General features: G+C 40.3%; 20 protein-coding genes and 4 pseudogenes. 14 read left to right on the forward strand and 10 right to left on the reverse strand.

Going from position 1 to position 20,366, the window contains the following annotated elements; all coding sequences use genetic code 11:
- Positions 1 to 162: 162 nt before the first annotated feature.
- Positions 163 to 928: pseudogene (locus MOB98_RS14150) on the forward strand (GNAT family N-acetyltransferase).
- Positions 929 to 1,136: 208 nt separating this feature from the next.
- Complete coding sequence (locus MOB98_RS20825; RefSeq protein WP_268358384.1) at positions 1,137 to 1,880, forward strand: MerR family transcriptional regulator; 744 nt, start codon at positions 1,137 to 1,139, stop codon at positions 1,878 to 1,880.
- A gap of 99 nt (positions 1,881 to 1,979) precedes the next feature.
- On the opposite strand, the pseudogene MOB98_RS14160 reads toward MOB98_RS20825, so the two are convergent.
- Positions 1,980 to 2,444 (reverse strand): annotated as a pseudogene (locus MOB98_RS14160) (DMT family transporter); the annotation flags it as partial.
- Between MOB98_RS14160 and MOB98_RS14165 the strand changes: the two are divergent.
- A pseudogene (locus MOB98_RS14165) lies at positions 2,444 to 2,728 on the forward strand (hypothetical protein); the annotation flags it as partial. The pseudogenes MOB98_RS14160 and MOB98_RS14165 sit on opposite strands and share 1 nt — an antisense overlap.
- 64 nt (positions 2,729 to 2,792) lie before the next feature.
- On the opposite strand, the gene MOB98_RS14170 reads toward MOB98_RS14165, so the two are convergent.
- Positions 2,793 to 3,362: a flavin reductase family protein gene (locus MOB98_RS14170; protein WP_419900968.1), complete on the reverse strand. Its 570-nt coding sequence runs from the start codon at positions 3,360 to 3,362 to the stop codon at positions 2,793 to 2,795.
- A 140-nt stretch (positions 3,363 to 3,502) separates the two neighbouring features.
- Here MOB98_RS14170 and MOB98_RS14175 point away from each other — a divergent pair, with 140 nt between their 5' ends.
- Positions 3,503 to 4,183 (forward strand): winged helix-turn-helix domain-containing protein, encoded by a 681-nt coding sequence (locus MOB98_RS14175; RefSeq protein WP_268358382.1) that lies wholly within the window; start codon positions 3,503 to 3,505, stop codon positions 4,181 to 4,183.
- Between the two features lie 64 nt (positions 4,184 to 4,247).
- On the opposite strand, the gene MOB98_RS14180 is transcribed toward MOB98_RS14175, so the two are convergent.
- The 3 genes from MOB98_RS14180 to MOB98_RS14190 form a co-directional block, all read right to left on the reverse strand.
- The gene (locus MOB98_RS14180) at positions 4,248 to 4,691 is read right to left on the reverse strand and encodes a carboxymuconolactone decarboxylase family protein (RefSeq protein ID WP_268358381.1); all 444 of its coding nucleotides are present in this window, start codon (positions 4,689 to 4,691) and stop codon (positions 4,248 to 4,250) included.
- Between the two features lie 85 nt (positions 4,692 to 4,776).
- A complete protein-coding gene (locus MOB98_RS14185; RefSeq protein WP_268358380.1) occupies positions 4,777 to 4,956 on the reverse strand; it encodes a hypothetical protein in 180 nt (59 codons plus the stop codon).
- On the reverse strand, positions 4,953 to 5,123 hold the full coding sequence (locus MOB98_RS14190) for a hypothetical protein (RefSeq protein WP_268358379.1): 171 nt from the start codon (positions 5,121 to 5,123) through the stop codon (positions 4,953 to 4,955). Before MOB98_RS14190 ends, MOB98_RS14185 begins: the two co-directional genes overlap by 4 nt.
- Positions 5,124 to 5,453: 330 nt before the next feature.
- Between MOB98_RS14190 and MOB98_RS14195 the strand changes: the two genes are divergently transcribed.
- From MOB98_RS14195 to MOB98_RS14205, 3 genes are all read left to right on the forward strand, one after another.
- Complete coding sequence (locus tag MOB98_RS14195; protein ID WP_019713423.1) at positions 5,454 to 6,617, forward strand: sensor histidine kinase; 1,164 nt, start codon at positions 5,454 to 5,456, stop codon at positions 6,615 to 6,617.
- Positions 6,610 to 7,251: a response regulator transcription factor gene (locus MOB98_RS14200; protein ID WP_019713424.1), complete on the forward strand. Its 642-nt coding sequence runs from the start codon at positions 6,610 to 6,612 to the stop codon at positions 7,249 to 7,251. Before MOB98_RS14195 ends, MOB98_RS14200 begins: the two co-directional genes overlap by 8 nt.
- Positions 7,252 to 7,370: 119 nt before the next feature.
- Entirely contained in the window at positions 7,371 to 9,542 is a 2,172-nt protein-coding gene (locus MOB98_RS14205; protein WP_268358377.1) for an MMPL family transporter, read from the forward strand.
- A gap of 53 nt (positions 9,543 to 9,595) precedes the next feature.
- Here the strand turns inward: MOB98_RS14205 and MOB98_RS14210 are convergent, their stop codons facing one another.
- The 3 genes from MOB98_RS14210 to mneP form a co-directional block, all read right to left on the reverse strand.
- A complete protein-coding gene (locus MOB98_RS14210; RefSeq protein WP_268358376.1) occupies positions 9,596 to 10,285 on the reverse strand; it encodes a DUF554 domain-containing protein in 690 nt (229 codons plus the stop codon).
- 91 nt (positions 10,286 to 10,376) lie between these two features.
- A complete protein-coding gene (locus MOB98_RS14215; RefSeq protein WP_268358375.1) occupies positions 10,377 to 11,189 on the reverse strand; it encodes a MerR family transcriptional regulator in 813 nt (270 codons plus the stop codon).
- 154 nt (positions 11,190 to 11,343) lie between these two features.
- Positions 11,344 to 12,237, reverse strand: coding sequence for a manganese transporter MneP (mneP, locus tag MOB98_RS14220; RefSeq protein WP_268358374.1), 894 nt, complete (start codon positions 12,235 to 12,237; stop codon positions 11,344 to 11,346).
- Positions 12,238 to 12,665: 428 nt separating this feature from the next.
- On the opposite strand from mneP, the gene MOB98_RS14225 reads away from it, so the two are divergent.
- The 5 genes and pseudogenes from MOB98_RS14225 (at position 12,666) to MOB98_RS14245 (ending at position 16,077) form a co-directional block, all read left to right on the forward strand.
- Positions 12,666 to 13,286, forward strand: coding sequence for a nitroreductase family protein (locus tag MOB98_RS14225; RefSeq protein WP_268358373.1), 621 nt, complete (start codon positions 12,666 to 12,668; stop codon positions 13,284 to 13,286).
- Between the two features lie 25 nt (positions 13,287 to 13,311).
- On the forward strand, positions 13,312 to 14,250 hold the full coding sequence (locus MOB98_RS14230; RefSeq protein WP_268358372.1) for a ring-cleaving dioxygenase: 939 nt from the start codon (positions 13,312 to 13,314) through the stop codon (positions 14,248 to 14,250).
- 97 nt (positions 14,251 to 14,347) lie between these two features.
- Positions 14,348 to 14,738: pseudogene (locus MOB98_RS14235) on the forward strand (DoxX family protein).
- A gap of 182 nt (positions 14,739 to 14,920) precedes the next feature.
- Positions 14,921 to 15,253, forward strand: a complete 333-nt coding sequence (locus MOB98_RS14240; protein WP_268358371.1) for a thioredoxin family protein — start codon at positions 14,921 to 14,923, stop codon at positions 15,251 to 15,253.
- Between the two features lie 350 nt (positions 15,254 to 15,603).
- The gene (locus MOB98_RS14245) at positions 15,604 to 16,077 is read left to right on the forward strand and encodes a GNAT family N-acetyltransferase (protein ID WP_268358370.1); all 474 of its coding nucleotides are present in this window, start codon (positions 15,604 to 15,606) and stop codon (positions 16,075 to 16,077) included.
- Positions 16,078 to 16,087: 10 nt separating this feature from the next.
- On the opposite strand, the gene MOB98_RS14250 is transcribed toward MOB98_RS14245, so the two are convergent.
- A complete protein-coding gene (locus MOB98_RS14250) occupies positions 16,088 to 16,417 on the reverse strand; it encodes an HIT domain-containing protein (protein ID WP_050542681.1) in 330 nt (109 codons plus the stop codon).
- Positions 16,418 to 16,775: 358 nt separating this feature from the next.
- On the opposite strand from MOB98_RS14250, the gene MOB98_RS14255 reads away from it, so the two are divergent.
- Together MOB98_RS14255 and MOB98_RS14260 are read left to right on the forward strand one after the other, a co-directional pair.
- Complete coding sequence (locus MOB98_RS14255) at positions 16,776 to 17,957, forward strand: MFS transporter (protein ID WP_268358368.1); 1,182 nt, start codon at positions 16,776 to 16,778, stop codon at positions 17,955 to 17,957.
- A gap of 18 nt (positions 17,958 to 17,975) precedes the next feature.
- The gene (locus MOB98_RS14260) at positions 17,976 to 18,542 is read left to right on the forward strand and encodes a TetR/AcrR family transcriptional regulator (RefSeq protein ID WP_268358367.1); all 567 of its coding nucleotides are present in this window, start codon (positions 17,976 to 17,978) and stop codon (positions 18,540 to 18,542) included.
- Between the two features lie 40 nt (positions 18,543 to 18,582).
- On the opposite strand, the gene vmlR is transcribed toward MOB98_RS14260, so the two are convergent.
- Positions 18,583 to 20,211: an ABC-F type ribosomal protection protein VmlR gene (gene vmlR / locus MOB98_RS14265; RefSeq protein ID WP_268358365.1), complete on the reverse strand. Its 1,629-nt coding sequence runs from the start codon at positions 20,209 to 20,211 to the stop codon at positions 18,583 to 18,585.
- Positions 20,212 to 20,366: the final 155 nt, after the last annotated feature.

A 20,366-nucleotide genomic window follows, 5' to 3' on the forward strand; every position in this document is an offset into this window, starting at 1 on the left:
ATTGATGGTCCATCAATGTGTTGTTCAACAGGTGTCTGTAGGCTTAGTGCAGACACCTGTTTTTTTATTCTACTTGAAGGAAAGTTATTTAGCTTAGAGAAAGGAAAATTAATTTTGTTAACAGAATTTGAAGGGGGAAGATGTTACAAAGGGGTTGTCTGTTTGCAGGAACTAATAAAATCCAAATATAACAGCTTGAAACATTTTGTCCTACATTTGTCTATTCAATATTAGACCAAACCATTCCGGGAGCTATTTATGTAGATAACCAAACATTCCCTAGATGTTTTTTGTAGGGACTGAATCAGGCATTTATTTTGTTGCGGGAGAAGAGGGGAATCAAGTTTTTAATGATTTCATTGCTGAATATTATGAAAAACAAAGGAATTCAACAAAGAGATTTACCCTTTTTTCTTCTAACGATACATGGGATAGCGTGATGAAAACAATACTGAGAGACGACTTTAATCAAATAAGAAGAGCTGCATTTTCTTTTCAGCCAAAACCTTCGAAAACGGCTTTTCAGCTGCCAAAGGGGCTAGTGTTAAAAAGAATAGACGAAGACATCATTTCAAACAGTACAGCGTTTAACAGCGCTTATTACGAGGAGTATTGGAATTCTGCCACGCATTTTTTGGGAAATGGCTTTGGATTTGCCGTCGTACACGGCGATCATGTTGTTAGTGAGTGTACTTCTATCTTTTTAGGAAACAATCGAGCAGAAATGGATATCTATACACTTGAAGAATATAGAGGCATGGGCTTAGCTTATTGTGCAGGAAGTAAGTTTATAGAATATGGTCTGGAAAATGGGGTGACTCCTAGCTGGGATTGTGATGTTTGCAACAATTCGTCTATTACATTGGCAGCTAAATTAGGCTTTAATACTCTATTTACTTTTCTGGATAATCGTAATGAAAGAACCTAAAAAAGGTTCTTTTTTTCATTAAGAAGGAGAAATATAAAAACCTTGCGGATTGTTCGACCTGAAACTCGGTTAATGTTTTGAAAATGAAATGATAAACAATAAATACACATCAATGGCTTGTTGTTTTTAGCTAAAAAGGTGAAATGACTGTGTTGACTCTTACCTTCGAGGATACCTTAGTATAAGAGCATGGAAAGGGGGAATTGAAGTGTATACCGTTCGTGAAGTTGCTAAGTTAGCTCACACCACAGTGAAGACGTTACATTACTATCACAAATTAGGCCTTTTGATTCCGGAGCAAATGACGGAAGCAGGCTATCATTTATACGGAAAAAAGGATATCGAACGATTGCAGCAAATCCTTTTTTACAAAGAACTGGATTTGCCTCTCAAAGATATTAAACAATTATTAGATGGAGAAACCGATAGAGAAAGTATGCTGATCCAGCAAAAATATTTATTAGAACAAAAAATCGATCGGTTGAAAGGACTGGTTAAGACAATCAATTCCTCGATCAAAAGCGCCAAAGAAGGAGTCGATTTAGACATGGAAGCAATGTTTAAAGGTTTTGAAACTGAAGAAGAATGGGAAGAAGCCTTAAAAGACCAAAATGAACATTTGAAAAAAGAGTATGAGTTTGACTTATCAAATGAAACCATTGATGTAGAAGCAATGAACGATTCTGCCATAGAAGCGCAGTCATTTAATGAAGACATGGTTCGATTCCTGCAAGAAGGTCTCTCTCCAAACGATGCAACCGTTTTGAATCGTGTAAAAGAACATTTATCCTTTTTAAGAAAAAAGGGGCATCCATCATCACCGCAAGACTTTCTAAATCAAACAGAGTTTTTCATCGTTGATGAGTTTCATAGAAATATGCTTGAGCAATTGCAAACAGGTTACGCTTATTTCCTAAATAAAGCAGCAGCTAATTTGGCAAATATAAAATAGCATCCCTCATAAGCCGCTTTTACCCAGTTTCAAAAGAGGTTTATAAATGAAATTGTAAGCATAAAAATGAGATACCAAACAATGTTGGTATCTTTTTCTTTAGAGTTTTTTAATCCTTTTAGAAGAAACATGGGGGATTAAAATCTGATTCGTTTTATTTCCTTTAAGGTAGGTAAAACACACTCCGCTGACTGTCACCACCCCGCCTAGCAGGGAGAGGAGTACGGGTATTTCACCTATCCACAACCAAGAAATAAGCAAGGCTAAAGCCGGTGTTGCATAAAGCGAAAGGGTTGCTTCTGATGAGCCGACGAGTGAAGTGACATATGCAAGGGCAAAGTATGGCACAATGGTTGGCAATAAACCTAAATAAACAATGGACAATGTTGCGTTCATGGAAGCGTTCATCATCTCTCCGCCTAAGCCTGGCAGAAACATAAGCATAGGTATTGTTCCGCCCCAAAATGAAAATGTAACGAATCGGATAAAGCCATATTTTTTTATATAGCGGGGTTAAAAAACGAAATAAATACTCTCCGAAAAAGCGGCCAGCAGGATGAACAAAGAATGTTGCAACATGGAATGTGCCTAAGGGAGGATTCTTTATCTGGATCAAAATATTGCCTGCAATATCAATGAAGTTACTTTATACGAAAGCCTTATCAAAAGGGATTCTTCTTAATCTCGGCAGTATTTATGCTCGGGAAAAAGGGAATTATATTCGCTTATCATATGCTTATGCATCACTGGAAGATCTTCAAAAAGGGATTTATGAATTGGGCTTGATGATTAAAGAATTGGCCAGCAGGCAGTATTTATCCAATCCTAAAAAAAGAGATCAAGCTTAATGTTCGCTTGATCTGGCGAGTTTCCTCTATAAATAGATCAAGTCTTAGCTTGGTCTTAAAAAGATCATGTTTCTGAACGAAAGGTCTTCCCTACTTCTCTGCCTAAACCAAAATAATGTCTAAAATTATAGATAAGCGGGCTCCATTTAGAGGGGTTGATATGGTTTTCGTTTAATATGATTCTTTCCTCGGCGTGAACATGTAACGCCTGTGTCTCTACAATCGCAAAAGATGATTCATATTCTGGAATCCGAATATGTTTTACCTCAGCTTCAATATGGATGGGGCATTCTTTAATGCGTGTAGGTAAAACTGTTTTTGATTGCAAAGCTGTTAACCCTGCTGCCTCGTATTTTTCTTTTTTATATGTAAACCCGAGCTGTTTCTTTAAAGGCGGAATATCCTTTTTTCCGCTATAGGATGAAATTCTTTCAACGTTTTCCCATAAATCAGGGCCGGGTAAGTTTATGACACATTCTTTGTGTCTATTTATGTTTTCAATCGCTTTTCCTCCCAGGCCTATTCCAAGGACAATATAGTTTCCAAGAGCCCAAGAAGAAGACATAGGACTAATATTAGTGGTTCCATCCTCATTCAATGTGGAAAGAAGAAATGTTGAGGTTCCATAATACATGATGTTTGGTTTGATTTCTTTAAAATGAAGAGTGTCTTGTTCAATATTCAATGCTTATCCCTCCTTGTCATCATTACATTCATATTGTAAAGGTTTAACATTTCAACTATCATCGAAATATGAATGTAAGGAGGAAAAACATGAATCCTAATATTGCCAAAATCTCTTCGCTGCTATCTGATCCCTCGCGTTCTTCCATTCTTCTCAGCCTAATGGATGGAAGGATACACCCTGCGGGAGAGCTTGCATATCTCGCTAATATTAAACCTCAAACCGCAAGTTTTCACCTGAATAAATTGCTTGAAGCAAAGCTGATTAGCGTAGAGAAGCATGGAAGGCATCGGTATTACAGGTTGTCTAACTCAGATGCTGCAAACATGATCGAACAATTGCTTCATATTGCGCCTGAAGCCAAAGTCACATCTTTAAAGGATTCAAAAGAGAAAAGGGACATGCATTTCGCCCGCACCTGTTATGATCATTTGGCGGGTTATGTGGGCGTACAAATTACAAATTCACTCGTTGAGCAAGGGATGTTAAAAAAAATTGATGTAAACTTTAAGGTGACGTCAGAGGGATCTTTGTTCTTTTCGAATTTAGGCATCCACGAAGAGCAGCAGCGAAGTAAGAGGAGAGCATTTGCCTGCTGCTGTTTGGATTGGAGTGAGCGGCAACATCATATTGCAGGGGCGTCAGGAAATGCCCTATTGGTGCGAATGTTAGAAGAAGAATGGATCGTTCGTATGCCGAAAACGAGGGCGATTAGGATTACACAAAGCGGGAAAATCGCATTGGATAAATACTTCAAAGTGAATATTTAGGGAACTTTTTATTAAGAGAATGAGAAAGAAGGAGTAAGATTCGTTAAAATCTTACTCCTTCTCATTATCTTGAAGTTGCTTGATTCCCCATTGCAATAGAGATGCGATTCCAACTGTTTATCTGATTGATGATGAGAACTAGGTCAACATATTGTTTTTCATCATAATGTTCCCGCACTCGATGATAGAGCTCATCAGGAACCCTTTTAGATGGAATGAGCGTGATGTGTTCAGATAGTTCGAGCGCTGCTTTCTCTTCAGGTGAATAAAAATCACATTCATTCCAAGCAGGTAAGCAGTAAATTCGCTGTTCCGTTTCCCCCATTTTGCGGGCATCAGAAGTATGCATATCTAAGCAGAAAGCACACCCGTTTATTTGAGAAACTCTGATTTTAATTAGCTCCCTCGTCAATCGGTTAATTGAAGATTGTTTCGTGTATTTCTCCATATCCATCATCATCTTCATACCTTCAGGTGCAACATCATAGTAGGACACTCTTTGACTCATAAGGCAAGACTCCTTTCCTTAAGATACATAAATTGTATCCCGGCATTGATTATTTTACCAATGTACAGTTTGTATGGCGTCTATTTTACCACCTTTTGGCAAGAAGCTGCTTTGAATAAAAGTAAGGATAGCCAACAATGATGAGAGGAGCTGCTAATGCAAGGAGTATCCATGAACCTGAGTGACTGTCTCTAATGACCCCAATGAATATACAAGTACCAATTAGAAAATATAAAAAAACACCTAAAAACCAATACATATTCATTCCTCTTTTTCTTTACACGTTCTATTTGATTGAGCATCTTTGTTTCTATGCTCATCTGTTTCTTCGTTCACATTGCTTAATCGATCAAGGCACTGATTTCTTAACACTTTCTCAGTTCGAATTCCTTTTCTTTTTAATGATAAAATGGTGAGATCAATCGATTTCAATGATGATCATTCCTTCAATGAATAGTGAGTTCCTCATTATTTTAAATGTAAAGTTGGAAAGATAAAACGTACATAAAGGCAGAATGCTTATGTACCTTTGGGCAATGCTCGTATGTTGGGAACATCTAATGGTTCACAGCACCTTGGTATTGTTGTGTTCCTTCTCTTCCTATAAAATGATTGGATAAATGTGTGTTGCACGTTCAATGAAATGGGTTCTATTTTCATTAGTCTCTGTTCGGTTAAACTGGTAAAGGAAGTGGATAAGGTTTGCAGATAAAGAATTCTATCAAAGAAAAATACTACCCACATGATAGGCGGGCATTAAATATGCTTGCCCTCAGAGTTCCAGGACTTGCATTTATTCTCATGATCTACATAGCCTCTATCGTGCTGCAATTTGTTTCTGGGAGCTGGTCCATTTTATTGCTTCATGTGTTTACAATATTAATCGCAATTTTTGTGTTACTGCATTGGCACTCATATCGGTGGGTGAAGAAGAGGGTGATTCTGTATTTCGTCGTACAAGGTTTTATCACTTTTACACTTGCTAATCTCATGACTGGCTTCTTAGTGCTGATCATCATTGGCCTTTATGCATTTTTGATTGGACAGATTATAGGAATGGCAGACAGAAGAAAGACTTTCCTCATCCTTTATTTATTGCTTCTGCTGTCAATCAATGTGCCAAATCAGATTCACAAAGGTGAATACTTGCATTTTCTTGTCATTGCCGTACCTATTATGATCGTGATTATTACTTATGCCGCTACATTTTTTTCCCAAGTTGATGAAAAGATAAAAGCGCAGCTGACTCTTGAAAGACTGGAGCTGGCTCATCAGCAGGTAGAACAGCTGACGCTGCAAAACGAGAGACAGCGTATGGCCCGGGACTTACACGATACGCTTGCTCAAGGGCTAGTCAGTTTAAATATGCAGCTGGATGCGATTCATGTTCATCTCGCCAACGGCAATATAGAGAGAGCAAAAGAAATCATTCAACAATCAATAAAAAGAGTGAGAGGTACATTAGCGGATGCGCGTTCAGCGATTGACGATCTACGCAGCAAATCAGAAGAAATCGGTTTTTTAAAAGAAAGAATTACTTCACTATTGGATCATTTTCAAGAGTCGACAGGCATGGGTGTGTTTTTAGACTACAGATTACATCAGGTGTTAGACGTTCGTACAGCTGAAAACTGTTATTACATCATTGGAGAATGCATAACGAATGCAGCTAAGCATGCTGAAGCAGAAACGGTCTCGGTATCTATCTGGGATGATGATAAGAGAAGGCTCCATTTAACTGTGAAGGACAATGGGAAAGGATTTGATGTTGAAAAGGGCAAGAAAAAGAGAGGACATTATGGGCTTCTCGGTATAGAAGAACGCGTCAGAGCAATGAAAGGCCAATTCAATATAAAGAGTGTAAAATCTAAAGGAACACAAACTGAGATCACTGTACCAATTCAAGGAGAGATGAAAGATGAATAAGGTTTTAATCGTTGATGACCACCTTGTCGTGAGGGAAGGTCTGAAGCTTTTAATTGAAACGAATGATCACTACACCATCATAGGAGAGGCGGAAAATGGCAAAGCAGCAGTCCGCCTAGCAGATGATTTAAAACCGGATATTATTCTCATGGATCTGTATATGCCAGAGATGAGCGGGTTAGAAGCCATTAAACTAATAAAAGAAAAACACGACATCCCCATCATTATTTTGACTACGTATAATGAAGATCATCTCATGATCGAAGGAATTGAATTAGGGGCGAAAGGATATCTATTGAAGGATACGAGTTCAGAAACCCTTTTTCATACAATGGATGCAGCAATAAGAGGAAACGTGCTGTTGCAGCCTGATATCTTAAAACGTCTGCAAGACATCCAACTGGAGCAGATGAAGAAGCAGGGCAGTAATACGCAGCTGACAGAAAAGGAAGTCATTGTTCTAAAAGCAATTGCTAAAGGTTTTAAAAGCAAAGCGATCGCCTATGATTTGGGCGTCTCTGAGAGAACAGTAAAGTCCAGGTTAACGTCCATTTACAATAAATTAGGCGCAAATTCAAGAACTGAAGCCGTGACGATTGCCATGCAAAGAGGTATTCTGACATTAGACAAATAACATCAAATTTGAAATTTGCCCAAACGTACATGCCCGAATGTACGTTTTTTTTATTTCATTGTCAACTACAATGAGAAAGCAAAGAATGTTATCTAGCAATGTGCTGAAAGGAGATTATCATGTCTAGAATGTTATATAAATTAGGAGGATGGGTTGCTCGCAATCGCATAAAAGTAATATGTGCGTGGATCGTTGTGTTAGTTGCTTCGGTAGGCCTTGCAATCACGTTAAAACCAAGTTTTTCTGAGGATATGTCCATACCTGACACACCTTCGGAAAAAGCGATGGATGTCATTCAAAAAGAATTTCCTCACGGTCCTGATAAAGGGAGCATACGGGTGATTTTCGGAGCTGAAGATGGAGAGAAACTTACTGCAGAGTCAGCCAAAAAAGCAATCGAAAATACGTTTAAGGAAATCAATAAAGATGATTCCGTAGACTCGATTGCAAGTCCTTTTGTGACAGGAACAATCGCGAAAGATGGCACAGTTGCCTATGCTGATATTACGTATAAATCTTCAGCAGATGATATAAAAGATTACTCTATCGAACATGTAAAAAACAGTTTGAAAATAGCTGATGCTGAGGGCTTGCAGACGGAGCTAAGCGGAGATATACCAGGAGCCGAGATGGAGATAGGCGGAGTGTCTGAAATTGTCGGCATTATCTTGGCCTTTGTCGTTTTAGCCATTACATTCGGCTCCTTATTAATAGCAGGTTTGCCGATTTTAACTGCGCTAATTGGTTTAGGTGTAAGTATTGGACTGGTGTTGATTGGGACACAAGTATTCGATATTGCTTCCGTCAGCCTTTCATTAGCTGGAATGATTGGCCTTGCTGTTGGGATAGATTATGCTTTATTTATTTTTACGAAGCACCGCCAGTTTTTAGGCGAAGGCGCACAAAAAAATGAATCAATTGCGAGAGCGACAGGAACAGCTGGAAGTGCAGTTGTTTTTGCGGGACTTACTGTGATCGTCGCACTTTGCGGATTGACTGTCGTTAACATTCCTTTTATGTCTGCAATGGGGCTGACAGCAGGGCTTAGTGTATTGTTGGCTGTTCTCGCTTCAATCACGCTTGTGCCTGCCGTTTTGTCGATAGTGGGGAAACGGATGGTTCCGAAGTCAAACAAGAAAAAAGAAAATCAAAGCGCTGAAACAAATGTCTGGGGACGCTTTGTCACAAAAAATCCTATCATGCTAAGTGTATGCAGCATTCTTATTTTGCTCGTCATTAGTATCCCGTCGATGCATTTGGAGCTGGGCTTGCCTGATGCAGGGATGAAAGCGAAGGATAATCCAGATCGCCGGGCTTATGACTTGCTTGCCGATGGTTTTGGAGAAGGATTTAATGGTCAATTAACAATCGTAGCGGATGCCACAAGTGTGACAGAAAATAAGGCGGAAGCCTTCGCAGATGCAGTGAAAGAAATAAAGGAGCTAGACCATGTATCAAGTGTCACTCCTGCACGGCCTAATGAAGAAGGGAACTTTGCCATCATTACGGTAGTTCCAACAACAGGCCCAAATGATGTGGTAACGAAGGATTTGGTAAAGGATGTACGCAGCTTATCAGATAAAAACGGGGTAGATTTGCTCGTTACTGGATCGACTGCAGTGAATATTGATATTTCAGACCGCCTTAATGACGCGATACCGGTGTTTGCTGTACTCATAGTTGGTTTTGCGTTTGTCTTGCTGACCATCGTTTTCCGTTCGCTGCTTGTGCCGCTTGTTGCGGTTGCAGGATTCATATTGACGATGACAGCCACACTTGGAACCTGTGTATTTGTTTTACAAGACGGTAATCTCATCGACTTTTTGAAAATACCTGAAAAAGGGCCGATACTCGCGTTCTTGCCGATTTTATCTATTGGGATACTGTTTGGATTAGCCATGGATTATCAAGTATTCCTTGTAAGCAGAATGCGTGAAGAATATGTGAAAACAAAGAATCCAGTACAAGCGATTCAAGCTGGATTAAAACACAGCGGTCCTGTTGTCACCGCAGCCGGCCTGATCATGATATTCGTTTTTGCAGGATTTATCTTTGCTGGTGAAGCGTCTATCAAAGCCAACGGATTGGCTCTTTCCTTTGGTGTGCTCTTTGATGCATTTATTGTACGAATGACACTCATTCCAAGTGTCATGAAGCTGATGGGGAATGCAGCCTGGTATTTGCCAAAATGGCTAGACAAGATCATTCCGAATGTGGACATAGAAGGGCACCAACTCACGAAAGAAATACAGCCAGAAATAGATTATGAACAAAAGAAACAAATCATGTAATAGAAAAAGCAGATCTTTTATGATCTGCTTTTTTTAACTTCAAGCGCCCGTTATTAAAAATGCAATCCAAATGCCTGAATCACAAAAATCACAACAGGCGGGATCAAGAGGGAAGGCAGCAGATTCAGTGTTTTGAACTTCTTGATTCCAAGAATGCTTAACCCTGAGCTGAGGATGAGTATGCCTCCCACAATTGTGATTTCGTTGATAAGGTCTGTATTGATGGCGCTCTCCATTACTGAAGCAAATAAATAGATGGAGCCCTGCCAGGCAAATAATACAATCGCAGCCGCTGCAATTCCAAAACCAAAAGTCGAAGCGAGCACAATGGAGGTAATCCCATCTAACATACCGTTTGTCAGGAGGTATGTATAATTTTCATTCAGCGCGGCTTCAACAGGGCCCAATATTGAAAGCGAACCTATGCAAAATAATAAGATCGCGGTTGATAAACCTTCCGCTAAGTTGCTTTTAGAGAATTTGTTCACGAGCTTGTTGAATCGCAATTCCAGATTGATGATTTGGCCAAGCAAACCGCCAATGGCCAAGCTCACAATGAAAAGAATGGGGTATTTACTATCAGGCAAATGCTGTGTGATGGCATTGATCCCCAGCGCGACTGCAGCGAATCCCATTGCTTGCATCAGGATATCCTGGTATTCATTTTTAATGCCTTTTTTGAATACCCCTCCGATGATGCTTCCTGCAATGATCATAACTGTGTTAAAAATGGTTCCAAACATAAGTTTTCTCCTCCAATAATGATTCCTGCATACAAAATAAACCCTCTAGTTAGTAGAGAGTCAAGGGAGATTGACAGCATATTCTTCGGATTTATTTGATGGGCAGCAGGATTTCAGTCACATAATTATCCAGATGATTCGTAATCCCATAATCAATGAGTGTGATTTCGATTGAGTCCCCGGCTATCTCATAATGATGGTCTTTCATATATGCCAGTACCTTTTTGTAATATGGTTCGGCTTCTGGATGTGACCCTTTAAACCTGATTTGCAGATATTCTCTTGAAGGAAAAATGATTTCGGATGAAGTCTCTTCATTTTCATCTTCAAGAATCATGAAGATACTGGAATATTTGTCGAACTGATTTGCTTTTACATTTGCTGCTGAAATGGATAAACCGATCTTGCCTATAAAGATGTCTTCATTCACATTCAGGCGGGTTCTCAAAGCTGCTAAGGAATGTTCGATATCATGGCCGAGAATATATTCATGCTGTAAATAAGCCACACGTAGTGCGGGAAGTTTGATTTTTGAAATGTGATTTAGCGGCGTGTGAACGGCATCTTCTATTTGTGTGATCCGGCGGGAGATCTTTCTTTCAATGCGTTCCAATTCTTTCTTTTTACGGTCAATTTCAGCTTGCTGGCTTTTCAGTAAATGAATCAGGGTGTTTGTATTTTGAGAATTATAAAAATCAAGAAGTTTATTGATTGGCAGGCCTAAAGCCCTTAAATACTTGATCGTATCCAACCGCTCAAATTGTTGGGTAGAATAATTTCTATAGTTCGTTTGCTTGTCTTTATATTCCGGTTTCAACAGACCGATTTCATCATAATACCTAAGCGCAGAAATTTTTACATTGAATAACTTTGAAACTTCTCCAATCGAAAAAAATTCCTTCATTCTAACAACCTTTCTGTACATTTGTTTGCTTTATTCTTTCCATACATCCACATTATATATGATGAAGGAGCCCTAAAGGTAATCGGGGTTAGAGGCTGAGGGTAGAAGGCGGAATAATGCAGAAAAAAAGCCCCTTTTTTTGAAAGGAGCTTTTCTATTCTTCAAAATAAGGATTCACATGGATAAGCACTTCTTCAACATCTGAAAACTGTCTTTTGATTTCATTTCGGATGTCGCGCGCAATATCGTGTCCCTGCTTAATCGTCAAATCATGATCCAATGATAATCGGACATCAAGCAATTTATAGTGGCCATGTTCCCGTGCACGGATTTTATCGAGCCGTTTGACTTGAGGACAATGCAAAATAATAGCTTTATATTCCTCTATCAGCTCGGGATCGACACTTTTCTCCATGAGCACATCAACAGACGGCCTGATTAATTCCATTGAAATCTTAAAAATAAGGTAAGCCACAATTGCGCTGGCAATTGCATCGGCGTACAGCAGATAAGACCATCCGCGGATGCTTCCGATAATCGCCAATAGGACGCCGATAAAAGCGGCAAGAGAGGCCACGATATCGCCTTTGTGATCGTATGCAATTGCTATAATCGCTTTGCTGTTCCATTTTTCCCCCTGCTTAATGGAATATCGGTATAAGATCTCCTTAGCCGCGTATGAAATCAGAGCTGCAAACAATGCGCTGTATTGCGGAACGCCCGGCCCTTCAACAAAGGACAAAATCGCTTCTATTAAAATGTAAACGGATACGATCACTAAGATAATCCCTACAATCGCCTCGCTGATGACTTCCGCTTTGCCATGCCCAAAAGGATGGTCTTGATCAGGCGGTTTATTGGAAATACCGATCACTGCCAGGACAGCAATCGACGCAACGACATCCGCTGCGGAATGTATTCCGTCTGCAAAAACCGCTTCACTATTGCCTATCAGCCCAAAAAAGACCTTTCCGGCCATTAAGATCAGATTGGCTATTAATGCTATCAAAGCAACTTTTTTGCTTATTTGTTCTCTTTCACTTGCCATTTTTTCCTCCTGAAAAACTGCACAAAAAAATAGGAGCGCCTTTTATCGCTCTCCGTATCCTTGTGTAATCACTTTGCTTATCATACCAATTGCATTTCGTTTGGGTCTATAGCAACGTTGTTTCCTGTTTACTACTAAATAAGGTGACAGAAAAAAAGTTGGAGCCAGGCTAAAGATCAGACAGCTAAACAAAATCCCGTTTAGTGAAAATTTTTCCATGTTTTTAAAAAAATATTGACTTTAAATCATTCGTGTTTTATTATTATCTCATATTCAAGATATTTTAATTCGAGATATACGGTTAGGATTATAAATGAAAACATGAAAATCATAAACTGAGTATCGCTAAATAATGAAGAGTCATCTAATTATTTGCAATGGATTTTTTGGAATAATATCTCGAATTCGAGATAAAGAGGTGTGTCATAATGGCTGAATTTTTACAGTTAGTCAATGAAAGAAGATCTGCAAGCAACTTCCTTCCAGATCATCCAATCACAAAAGAAGACCTCAATGAGATGTTCGAATGGGTTGCATTAGCTCCATCAGCTTTTAATTTGCAGCACACAAAATATGTGGCGGTACTTGAACCAGATGTAAAAGAAAAACTGAAGCAGGCTGCAAACGGACAATATAAAGTATTGAGCTCATCTGCCGTTCTCCTGGTATTAGGGGATAAGCAGGCATATCAGCAAGCGGCTGACATCTATGAAGGGTTAAAGATGTTGGGGATCTTAAATAAGCAAGAGTATGATCACATGGTTCAAGACACCGTTTCGTTTTATGAAGACAGGGGAGAATCATTTAAGAGAGATGAGGCGATAAGGAATGCGTCACTTTCTGCGATGATGTTTATGCTGATTGCTAAGGAAAAAGGTTGGGACACCTGCCCTATGATCGGATTTGATGCGGAAGCCGTGAAACAGATTTTGAATATAGATGACCAATTTGAGATTGTCATGATGATTACAATCGGGAAAGAAAAAACAGAGAGCAGAAGGCCGCGCGGCTACCGGAAGCCTGTGAATGAGTTTGTTGAATATATGTAAAAAACGCAAAAAGGAGCGGATAAAAATGCTTAAAAAAACGATGGGGATACATCATATTACAGCAATTGTCGGTCACCCTCAAGAAAACGTTGATTTCTACGCAGGAGTGCTGGGGCTTCGTTTGGTCAAGCAAACGGTCAATTTCGATGATCCAGGCACGTATCATCTTTATTTTGGGAATGAAGGCGGGAAGCCAGGAACAATCATCACCTTCTTTCCGTGGGCGGGTGCCCGCCAAGGCATCATTGGTGACGGTCAAGTAGGCGTGACTTCTTATGCCGTGCCGAAGGGGGCTATGGCATTTTGGGAAAAGAGACTTGAAACGTTCAACGTTCCGTACACAAAAATCGAGCGTTTTGGTGAACAATACGTAGAATTTGATGATCCGCATGGCCTGCATGTAGAAATCGTGGAAAGAGAAGAAGGAGAAGCCAATACTTGGACCTTCGGAGATATAACACCTGACGTTGCGATTAAAGGTTTTGGAGGTGCAACGCTGTTATCAGCACAGTCTGAAAAAACAGGTGAACTGCTAGAAACTATTATGGGGCTGGAACGAGTCGGTAAAGAAGGAGACTTCGTTCGTTATCGTTCTGCCGGTGATATCGGAAATGTGATTGACCTTAAAGTAACGCCTATTGGCCGCGGACAAATGGGAGTCGGCACTGTGCACCACATTGCTTGGCGGGCTAGTGATGACCAAGATCAATTAGCTTGGCAAAGACATATTGCTTCTCAGGGATATGGTGTGACTCCTGTTCGGGATAGAAATTATTTTAATGCAATTTACTTCAGAGAACATGGGGAGATCCTGTTTGAAATCGCAACGGATCCGCCGGGATTTGCGCATGATGAATCACCAGAAACAATGGGCGAAAAATTAATGCTGCCTGTTCAATATGAACCGCATCGGAAACAAATTGAACAGGGGCTGCTGCCGTTTGAAGTGAGAGAGTTAGATTGATTTGACACATAAAAAATAAAGAAACATATATTCAATTGATGAATGCTGGACGGTACTGTCAGCAAAGAGATGAAAACAAAGATGAGGAGAGATACAAATGGAAGATACAGGACTGTTGCTTATTCGTGTGATGATTGGTGTGGTGTTTCTGTTTTATGGATCACAAAAATTATTCGGCTGGTTTGGCGGATACGGGATTAAAGGAACCGGACAATGGTTCGAGTCAATTGGGTTGAAACCAGGTAACGTCGCGGCCGCTTTAACAGGTCTTGGGGAATTAGTAAGCGGAATTTTATTTATTTTAGGTATATTCCTTCCACTTGGAGCTGCTATCATCACGATCATTATGTTAGGTGCCATCGTAAAAGTCCATGGAGCGAAGGGATTTGCGAATGGCGGCCGGCGGTTTTGAATATAACGTGGTGCTGATTGCAGTCTCCATCGGGGTTGCACTCATCGGTTCAGGGGCTTACGCTTTGCATTTTTAATACGAAAGTATGTTAGAACAGTTACTGGCAAGCGGTAGGTAACTGTTCTTTGTTTTTCCATATTCGTGCAAGCTTGCAGGTAAAAGCAAAAAGCGGATATCATTCATATAAATGTGTATAGTGAATAATACGTATCGATGAGCTTGGTCATGAAAGACAGACCAATTTGAAGGAGTAAATGGATGAAAGAGATGACAGAATTACAATCATTAGATGATATAGAGAATTTTATTAAACTGCATCTATTCAGTTTTATCTATATATCAAGACCCGGCTGTACAGTATGTCATGCTGTTCTGCCGCAGCTCAGAATTTTATTGGATCAGTTTCCAAACATCACATTGGCGCATATCAATGCTGACGATGTAGAAGAGGTTGCCGGCCGATTTTCAGTCTTCACCGTTCCTGTGCTTCTTTTGTTTATCGATGGAACTGAGTTTCTGAGAGAAGCCCGTTTTGTTCATTTTGAACAGCTTGAAGAAAGGCTGAAAAGGGTTTATCGGTTATATGAATAAAAGCCCGCTTTAAGGGGTTTTTTTTCATTAGAAAGGGAATAATGTCATGCCATTCCCCATGCTTGTTGTAAAAGCTGGACACCATGTGTGATCTCCTCCATATTGTGCGAGCGCATCAATCATTTCTCATGACGATATCCGCAATGATCTGATTGATTGTTTCGATCATGATTAGGGAGTTCATGTAAGCTTTTCTCTTTATATTTCCACGATCCTCACATCTTATTTTGCAGGAAACCTATTTCTCTTATCGAATGATAGAGAGTCAGAGGCTTAACCGGCTTATTTTTCATTTGTAGGCAGTGATTGTCCGGCATTGGCTGGACTTTTTTCATAGGGAGGAATACAGGATGACGTTAACCTTGGAAGACATGAGTGTAGAAGAGTTCGAAGCATTTCGCGGGATGTCCGTGCAAAATTATGCGAAACAAAACATAAAATCGGGAACTTGGACAGAAAAAGAGGCATTCGAAAAATCGGAGCAGGCATATGAGAACATGATTCCGAAGGGACGAAACAGCAGAAATCATTATTTTTGGAACATCATAAATGAACAAGGAGAAAGGATGGGGTGGCTCTGGCTGTATGCTGATCCGTTTCATCCGCAAAAGGAAGCGTTTATCTATTCCTTTGGATTGTATGAAGCCTTTCGCGGAAAAGGGCTGGCTCAATTGGCGCTTCAAACGCTGGATGAAAGAGCAAGAGAGCTTGGTGCGGAAAGACTTGCTCTTCATGTGTTTGCGCACAACGAGACAGCCGTCTATCTTTATCAGAAGATGGGCTATGCCATGACCAATATACGTATGCGGAAACAGCTGTGCTGATCAAAGCCGCTTACTTAAGCGGTTTCCCAAACACAATATGCCAATGTAGATGTTTAGAGTCCTGGTAAGCTCCTAAGTTGGTGATCACACGGCATGCGCCTTTTTCTTCCGTCACCATGGAAGCGACCTTTTGAATGACACTCATTAATTCAAGAAGCAACTCATGGTCGTTCTCTTCCAGGGTGATCAATGAGGAAATATGTTTCTTAGGGACAGCCACAATATGGACTGGATAAAAAGGCTTTGTATGATAGTATGCCAATACGTTATCTGTCTCTATTACTTTATTCACTTTCGTTTTGCCGCTAAAAACCTCATCACAGTAAAAGTCTTCAGTCATATGATCCATCCTCACTTTTTTTGTTTCATTTAATAATCTTCTGCATTTCTTCATCACCTCCCTTCTTTTGTGGGATTTCCATTTGGGGGCCGCATGCCCATGGAGAGAAAAGGACAACAGCTGTTGGTCTTTTTTTTATGCAATGATTTGGAGCTGTTAAGGTTATATGGATCTTCTCCACGTGTGAAGACAAATCAAACGTAATAATCTGACTATTGTCAGTTTATTAGTTGAAATAATTAAATGATAAACGATTTCCATAATATTTTTATAGATTAACAGTTTACAGTCTGACTATAGTCAGGTAAAGTGAGTGTGATGAAATTAAACAATGAACAGAAAAAGGAGAAGAAACCTGATGGAGGTACAAGTAGAAAAAACACATACTGTAAAAATGTGGTCCTTATCATTTGTTTTTGTCACGCTTTCAAATGCATTTTTATTTATGGTGTTTGAAATGTTATTGCCGACATTGCCATTGTTTGTTACTGCTATCGGAGGAGGGGCAAAGCAAGTCGGATTGGTTACAGGTATTTTTATGATATCTGCCATTGCCATACGTCCTTTTGCAGGGGTTTTGGCAAAACGATTTAACAAAAAATACTTACTTATATTTGGAATTGTTATTAGTGCTTGCTCAACCGGTGCATACTACTTGGCGTCAGATGTGAGCGTCCTATTGCTCATTCGCTTAATACATGGTGCCGGTTTTGGGTTAGCAACTACTTATTTTGCCACGATTGCCGCGGAAATTATTCCGAAGGAGCGCCGAGGTGAGGGGATTGGATATTTTGGGGTAGGCGAAACGATTGCAGTTTCGGTTGGACCTATGATTGGTATCGCAGCACTGGAGCTTTATGATTTTGAGAGGCTTTTTCTTGGCGGGATGTCCATTCTTTTACTGGCTGTGCTTATGGCTGTACTTGTGCGGAGGCAGCCAGAAGCAAAAGACACGGCTGAAAAGGGAATGGTAAAGGTAAAGGTGTTAGAAAGACGTGTGCTGTTTCCTTCGTTTCTCATTTTATTAGTCGGCATTGCTGCATCTGGGATCATGTCCTTCTTTTCACTCTATGCGATCGAAAAGGGTTTCCGAAGTGTCGGAATGTTCTTCTTTCTGATTGCGGCAGCCAGTTTTTTTATACGTCTTATCTCCGGGAAAATATTTGACCGATTCGGAGCGGGAGCCATCCTTATCCCCGCCTCAATATTTTCAATAGCAGGCCTTTCAATATTATATATTGCCCAAACCAATGCAATGTTTTTTACTGCGGCGATATGTTACGGATTTGGATTCGGCTCAATATTCCCGGCTATCCAGACATGGTGTATCAATCTTGTAGAAGAGGATGAACATGAGGACGCTATGGGAACATTCTTTAATTTTTTTGATATGGGAATTGGCGGAGGCTCATTGTTATTAGGTGTGGTGGCAACGATCTATTCGTATCAGACGCTTTATATCGCTTCCGTTTTGGTGTACCTGCTGTTTCTTTTATTATATATTTTATTTATCTGTTCCAAGAGAAAACGGATGAAATAATGTGGGGAGGTCAGAACAGTGACCCGTGAGAATATAAAACGCACAGCTGTTCGCCAATTTAATGAACTTGGCTACGAGGGAGTCAAAATGGCGCATATTGCAAAAGAATTGGGAATTCGGAAACAATCTCTTTCCTACCATTTCTCGTCAAAAAAGGATCTGCTGATGGAAGTATACCCCGAGATTGTTGAAGAGGAAGTAGCGTTTATCAATGATTTTTTTGAATCCCGAAAGCATATGCCAGCCAAGAATCTTATATATGATTTTTTAAAAGAAACGCAGGTGCGCTTTCATGCTATGCCTAATGTAGCCTTTTTGCAGGCGATGTCGTTTAAGGCTCCTGCTGAAGTAAGTGATTTTATTTCAGCCCAGTACTTGATGTTTCTTCATGCTTTGAAAAGCCAGGTTGCACTTGTGTTTAAGGAATCAGGCATCACCTATCCGCCCGAGAAGTGTGCGATAGCCTTCATCACTCTTTTTGACGGGTTGAACATTCAGCTGGTTTACGAGAATAAACAATCATTTGAGCGGTCTTTAGAGATTTCCTTCGATATTTTTTGGCGAGGGCTAAAGGCGGAAACTTAAAAGATACCAAGGGCGAACCGCCTTTGGTATCCCTTAAACGCTATTGATCCAGCTCTTTCAATCGTTTCGTAAGCTCATTGAAAGCCTGATCAAGTTCCTTGTACCCTTTATCATTCGGCGTCATAAAACTGATTTTGCCCAGCACTTCTTGTCTTTCTGTTTCAAGTTTTAAACGAAGCTCCTCCCGGTCATTTCTTTCTGATGAAACGTCAACCAATTGCTTTTCGATGCCATTGTCCGAGATGACGAGTTTGCTGTTTGTTGTTTTTTCGAGAAAGTATCGGTCATGTGAAACCGCCAGCAATGTGCCGCTATAGTGTGACAGTGTTTCTTCCAGCTGTTCGCGTGACGGCAGGTCGAGATGGTTTGTCGGCTCATCTAAAATCAGCACGTCTTTCTCCTCCAGCATATATGCCATCAGCTTGACCTTTACACGTTCACCCATACTCATATGCTTGATTGGCTCAGTCCATTGGGAGGCTGTAAAACCTAAGTGCTTCATCAGATTTTGAACGTGCCCTCTTGCCTTGTATGTTTCTTTCTCAAATAACTCTTCCGGAGTTTGTTCTAAAGGTAAATCAAACACCTCCTGCGTTAAATAGCCGATATTTGCCGACGGCGACACCCACACACTTCCCTCAGCCGATTCCTGTCCCAGAATAATTTTCAGTAATGTTGTTTTTCCGCTGCCATTGGGGCCTATGATCGCAACCTTTTCGCCGTGCTGAATTGTAAAATGTGCGTTTTTAAACAGTGTTCTTTCGCCAAAGGCCTTCGTTACATGTTGAGCTTCTAAGAAACGTTTTCCTGTTTTTTTTGTTGTATCAATTGAAAAGCGGACAGTATATTCAGGCTCAACGGGTTCCGCCTTTGCTTTTTCCAGTTCTTGTTCAAGCCGCTTCCGCTTGGATTTAATCTGGGCATCCGTACGCTTCGCTTTTACGCGGTGATATTCTTTAAACCCTTCCTTTTTCGTCGATTGAGCGTGAGCTTTTTCCGACCAAGAAGCAAGCTCATTCATTTGTGCTTCAATCCGTTCAACCATTTTTTGCTGCTTTTCATATTCACGCTGCTGGGTGAGTCTTTTCTTTTCGCGGTACTTCATATACTCAGAGTAATTTCCTTTGAATTCAATCAGGGTTTGAGCTTCAAGCGACCATATTTTTGTTGCGGATTCGTCTAAGAAATAACGGTCGTGAGAAACAAGAATCACGGTGCCTCTATAACCTTTCAGCTGTTGAATAAGAAATTGCAAGCTTTCTTCATCAAGGTGGTTTGTCGGTTCGTCTAATAGTAAAAGGTCTGCATCCTCTGATAGTCCTTTCGCCAGCCGTGCTTTCAGTTTTTCACCGCCGCTTAACTGTTGGAAATCCCGAACGGGCACATACCATTTCTCCAGTAATTTCTTTTCGGCAGGCGTCTGATTCGCATAGGAATAAGACGCGGTTTCCTGCTCAACCAACGTCATTTTTAAATCCTGCCGAAGGATTTGTCCTTGTGCAGGAGCTAAGTCATTTTGTATGAGGTGCAGCAGCGTAGATTTCCCAGCGCCGTTTTTGCCGATAATCCCAATGATATCTCCCTGCTGAACACTGGCGTTTACGTTTTTAAAAACAGTCAGATCCTTCACTTCATAGCTGACATTTGTTAAAGTCACGATCTCTTTCATTCATATCCCTCGCTTTAAAGGGAGAATAAAAAAATCCTCCCAAATGTGTTGGAAGGATTAGCCGCGCCTGTGCATGATCAAATAAGCTATTATTTATAAATAGCACTGTCGTATATATAGAAAATGGGCAGACTAATCCTATTTTTTCTCTGATT

Source organism: Bacillus sp. N13C7, assembly GCF_026790065.1.
In the GTDB taxonomy this organism is placed as follows: Bacteria; Bacillota; Bacilli; order Bacillales; family Bacillaceae; genus Bacillus.

Coding starts and splice junctions, on each gene's coding strand:
- MOB98_RS14170 (WP_419900968.1), bottom strand. CDS start 3,362: ATGTATTATGGAACCTCAACATTTCTTCTTTCCACATTGAATGAGGAT.
- MOB98_RS14175 (WP_268358382.1), top strand. CDS start 3,503: ATGAATCCTAATATTGCCAAAATCTCTTCGCTGCTATCTGATCCCTCG.
- MOB98_RS14180 (WP_268358381.1), bottom strand. CDS start 4,691: ATGAGTCAAAGAGTGTCCTACTATGATGTTGCACCTGAAGGTATGAAG.
- MOB98_RS14185 (WP_268358380.1), bottom strand. CDS start 4,956: ATGAATATGTATTGGTTTTTAGGTGTTTTTTTATATTTTCTAATTGGT.
- MOB98_RS14195 (WP_019713423.1), top strand. CDS start 5,454: ATGCTTGCCCTCAGAGTTCCAGGACTTGCATTTATTCTCATGATCTAC.
- MOB98_RS14200 (WP_019713424.1), top strand. CDS start 6,610: ATGAATAAGGTTTTAATCGTTGATGACCACCTTGTCGTGAGGGAAGGT.
- MOB98_RS14205 (WP_268358377.1), top strand. CDS start 7,371: ATGTCTAGAATGTTATATAAATTAGGAGGATGGGTTGCTCGCAATCGC.
- MOB98_RS14210 (WP_268358376.1), bottom strand. CDS start 10,285: ATGTTTGGAACCATTTTTAACACAGTTATGATCATTGCAGGAAGCATC.
- MOB98_RS14215 (WP_268358375.1), bottom strand. CDS start 11,189: ATGAAGGAATTTTTTTCGATTGGAGAAGTTTCAAAGTTATTCAATGTA.
- mneP (WP_268358374.1), bottom strand. CDS start 12,237: ATGGCAAGTGAAAGAGAACAAATAAGCAAAAAAGTTGCTTTGATAGCA.
- MOB98_RS14225 (WP_268358373.1), top strand. CDS start 12,666: ATGGCTGAATTTTTACAGTTAGTCAATGAAAGAAGATCTGCAAGCAAC.
- MOB98_RS14230 (WP_268358372.1), top strand. CDS start 13,312: ATGCTTAAAAAAACGATGGGGATACATCATATTACAGCAATTGTCGGT.
- MOB98_RS14240 (WP_268358371.1), top strand. CDS start 14,921: ATGAAAGAGATGACAGAATTACAATCATTAGATGATATAGAGAATTTT.
- MOB98_RS14245 (WP_268358370.1), top strand. CDS start 15,604: ATGACGTTAACCTTGGAAGACATGAGTGTAGAAGAGTTCGAAGCATTT.
- MOB98_RS14250 (WP_050542681.1), bottom strand. CDS start 16,417: ATGACTGAAGACTTTTACTGTGATGAGGTTTTTAGCGGCAAAACGAAA.
- MOB98_RS14255 (WP_268358368.1), top strand. CDS start 16,776: ATGGAGGTACAAGTAGAAAAAACACATACTGTAAAAATGTGGTCCTTA.
- vmlR (WP_268358365.1), bottom strand. CDS start 20,211: ATGAAAGAGATCGTGACTTTAACAAATGTCAGCTATGAAGTGAAGGAT.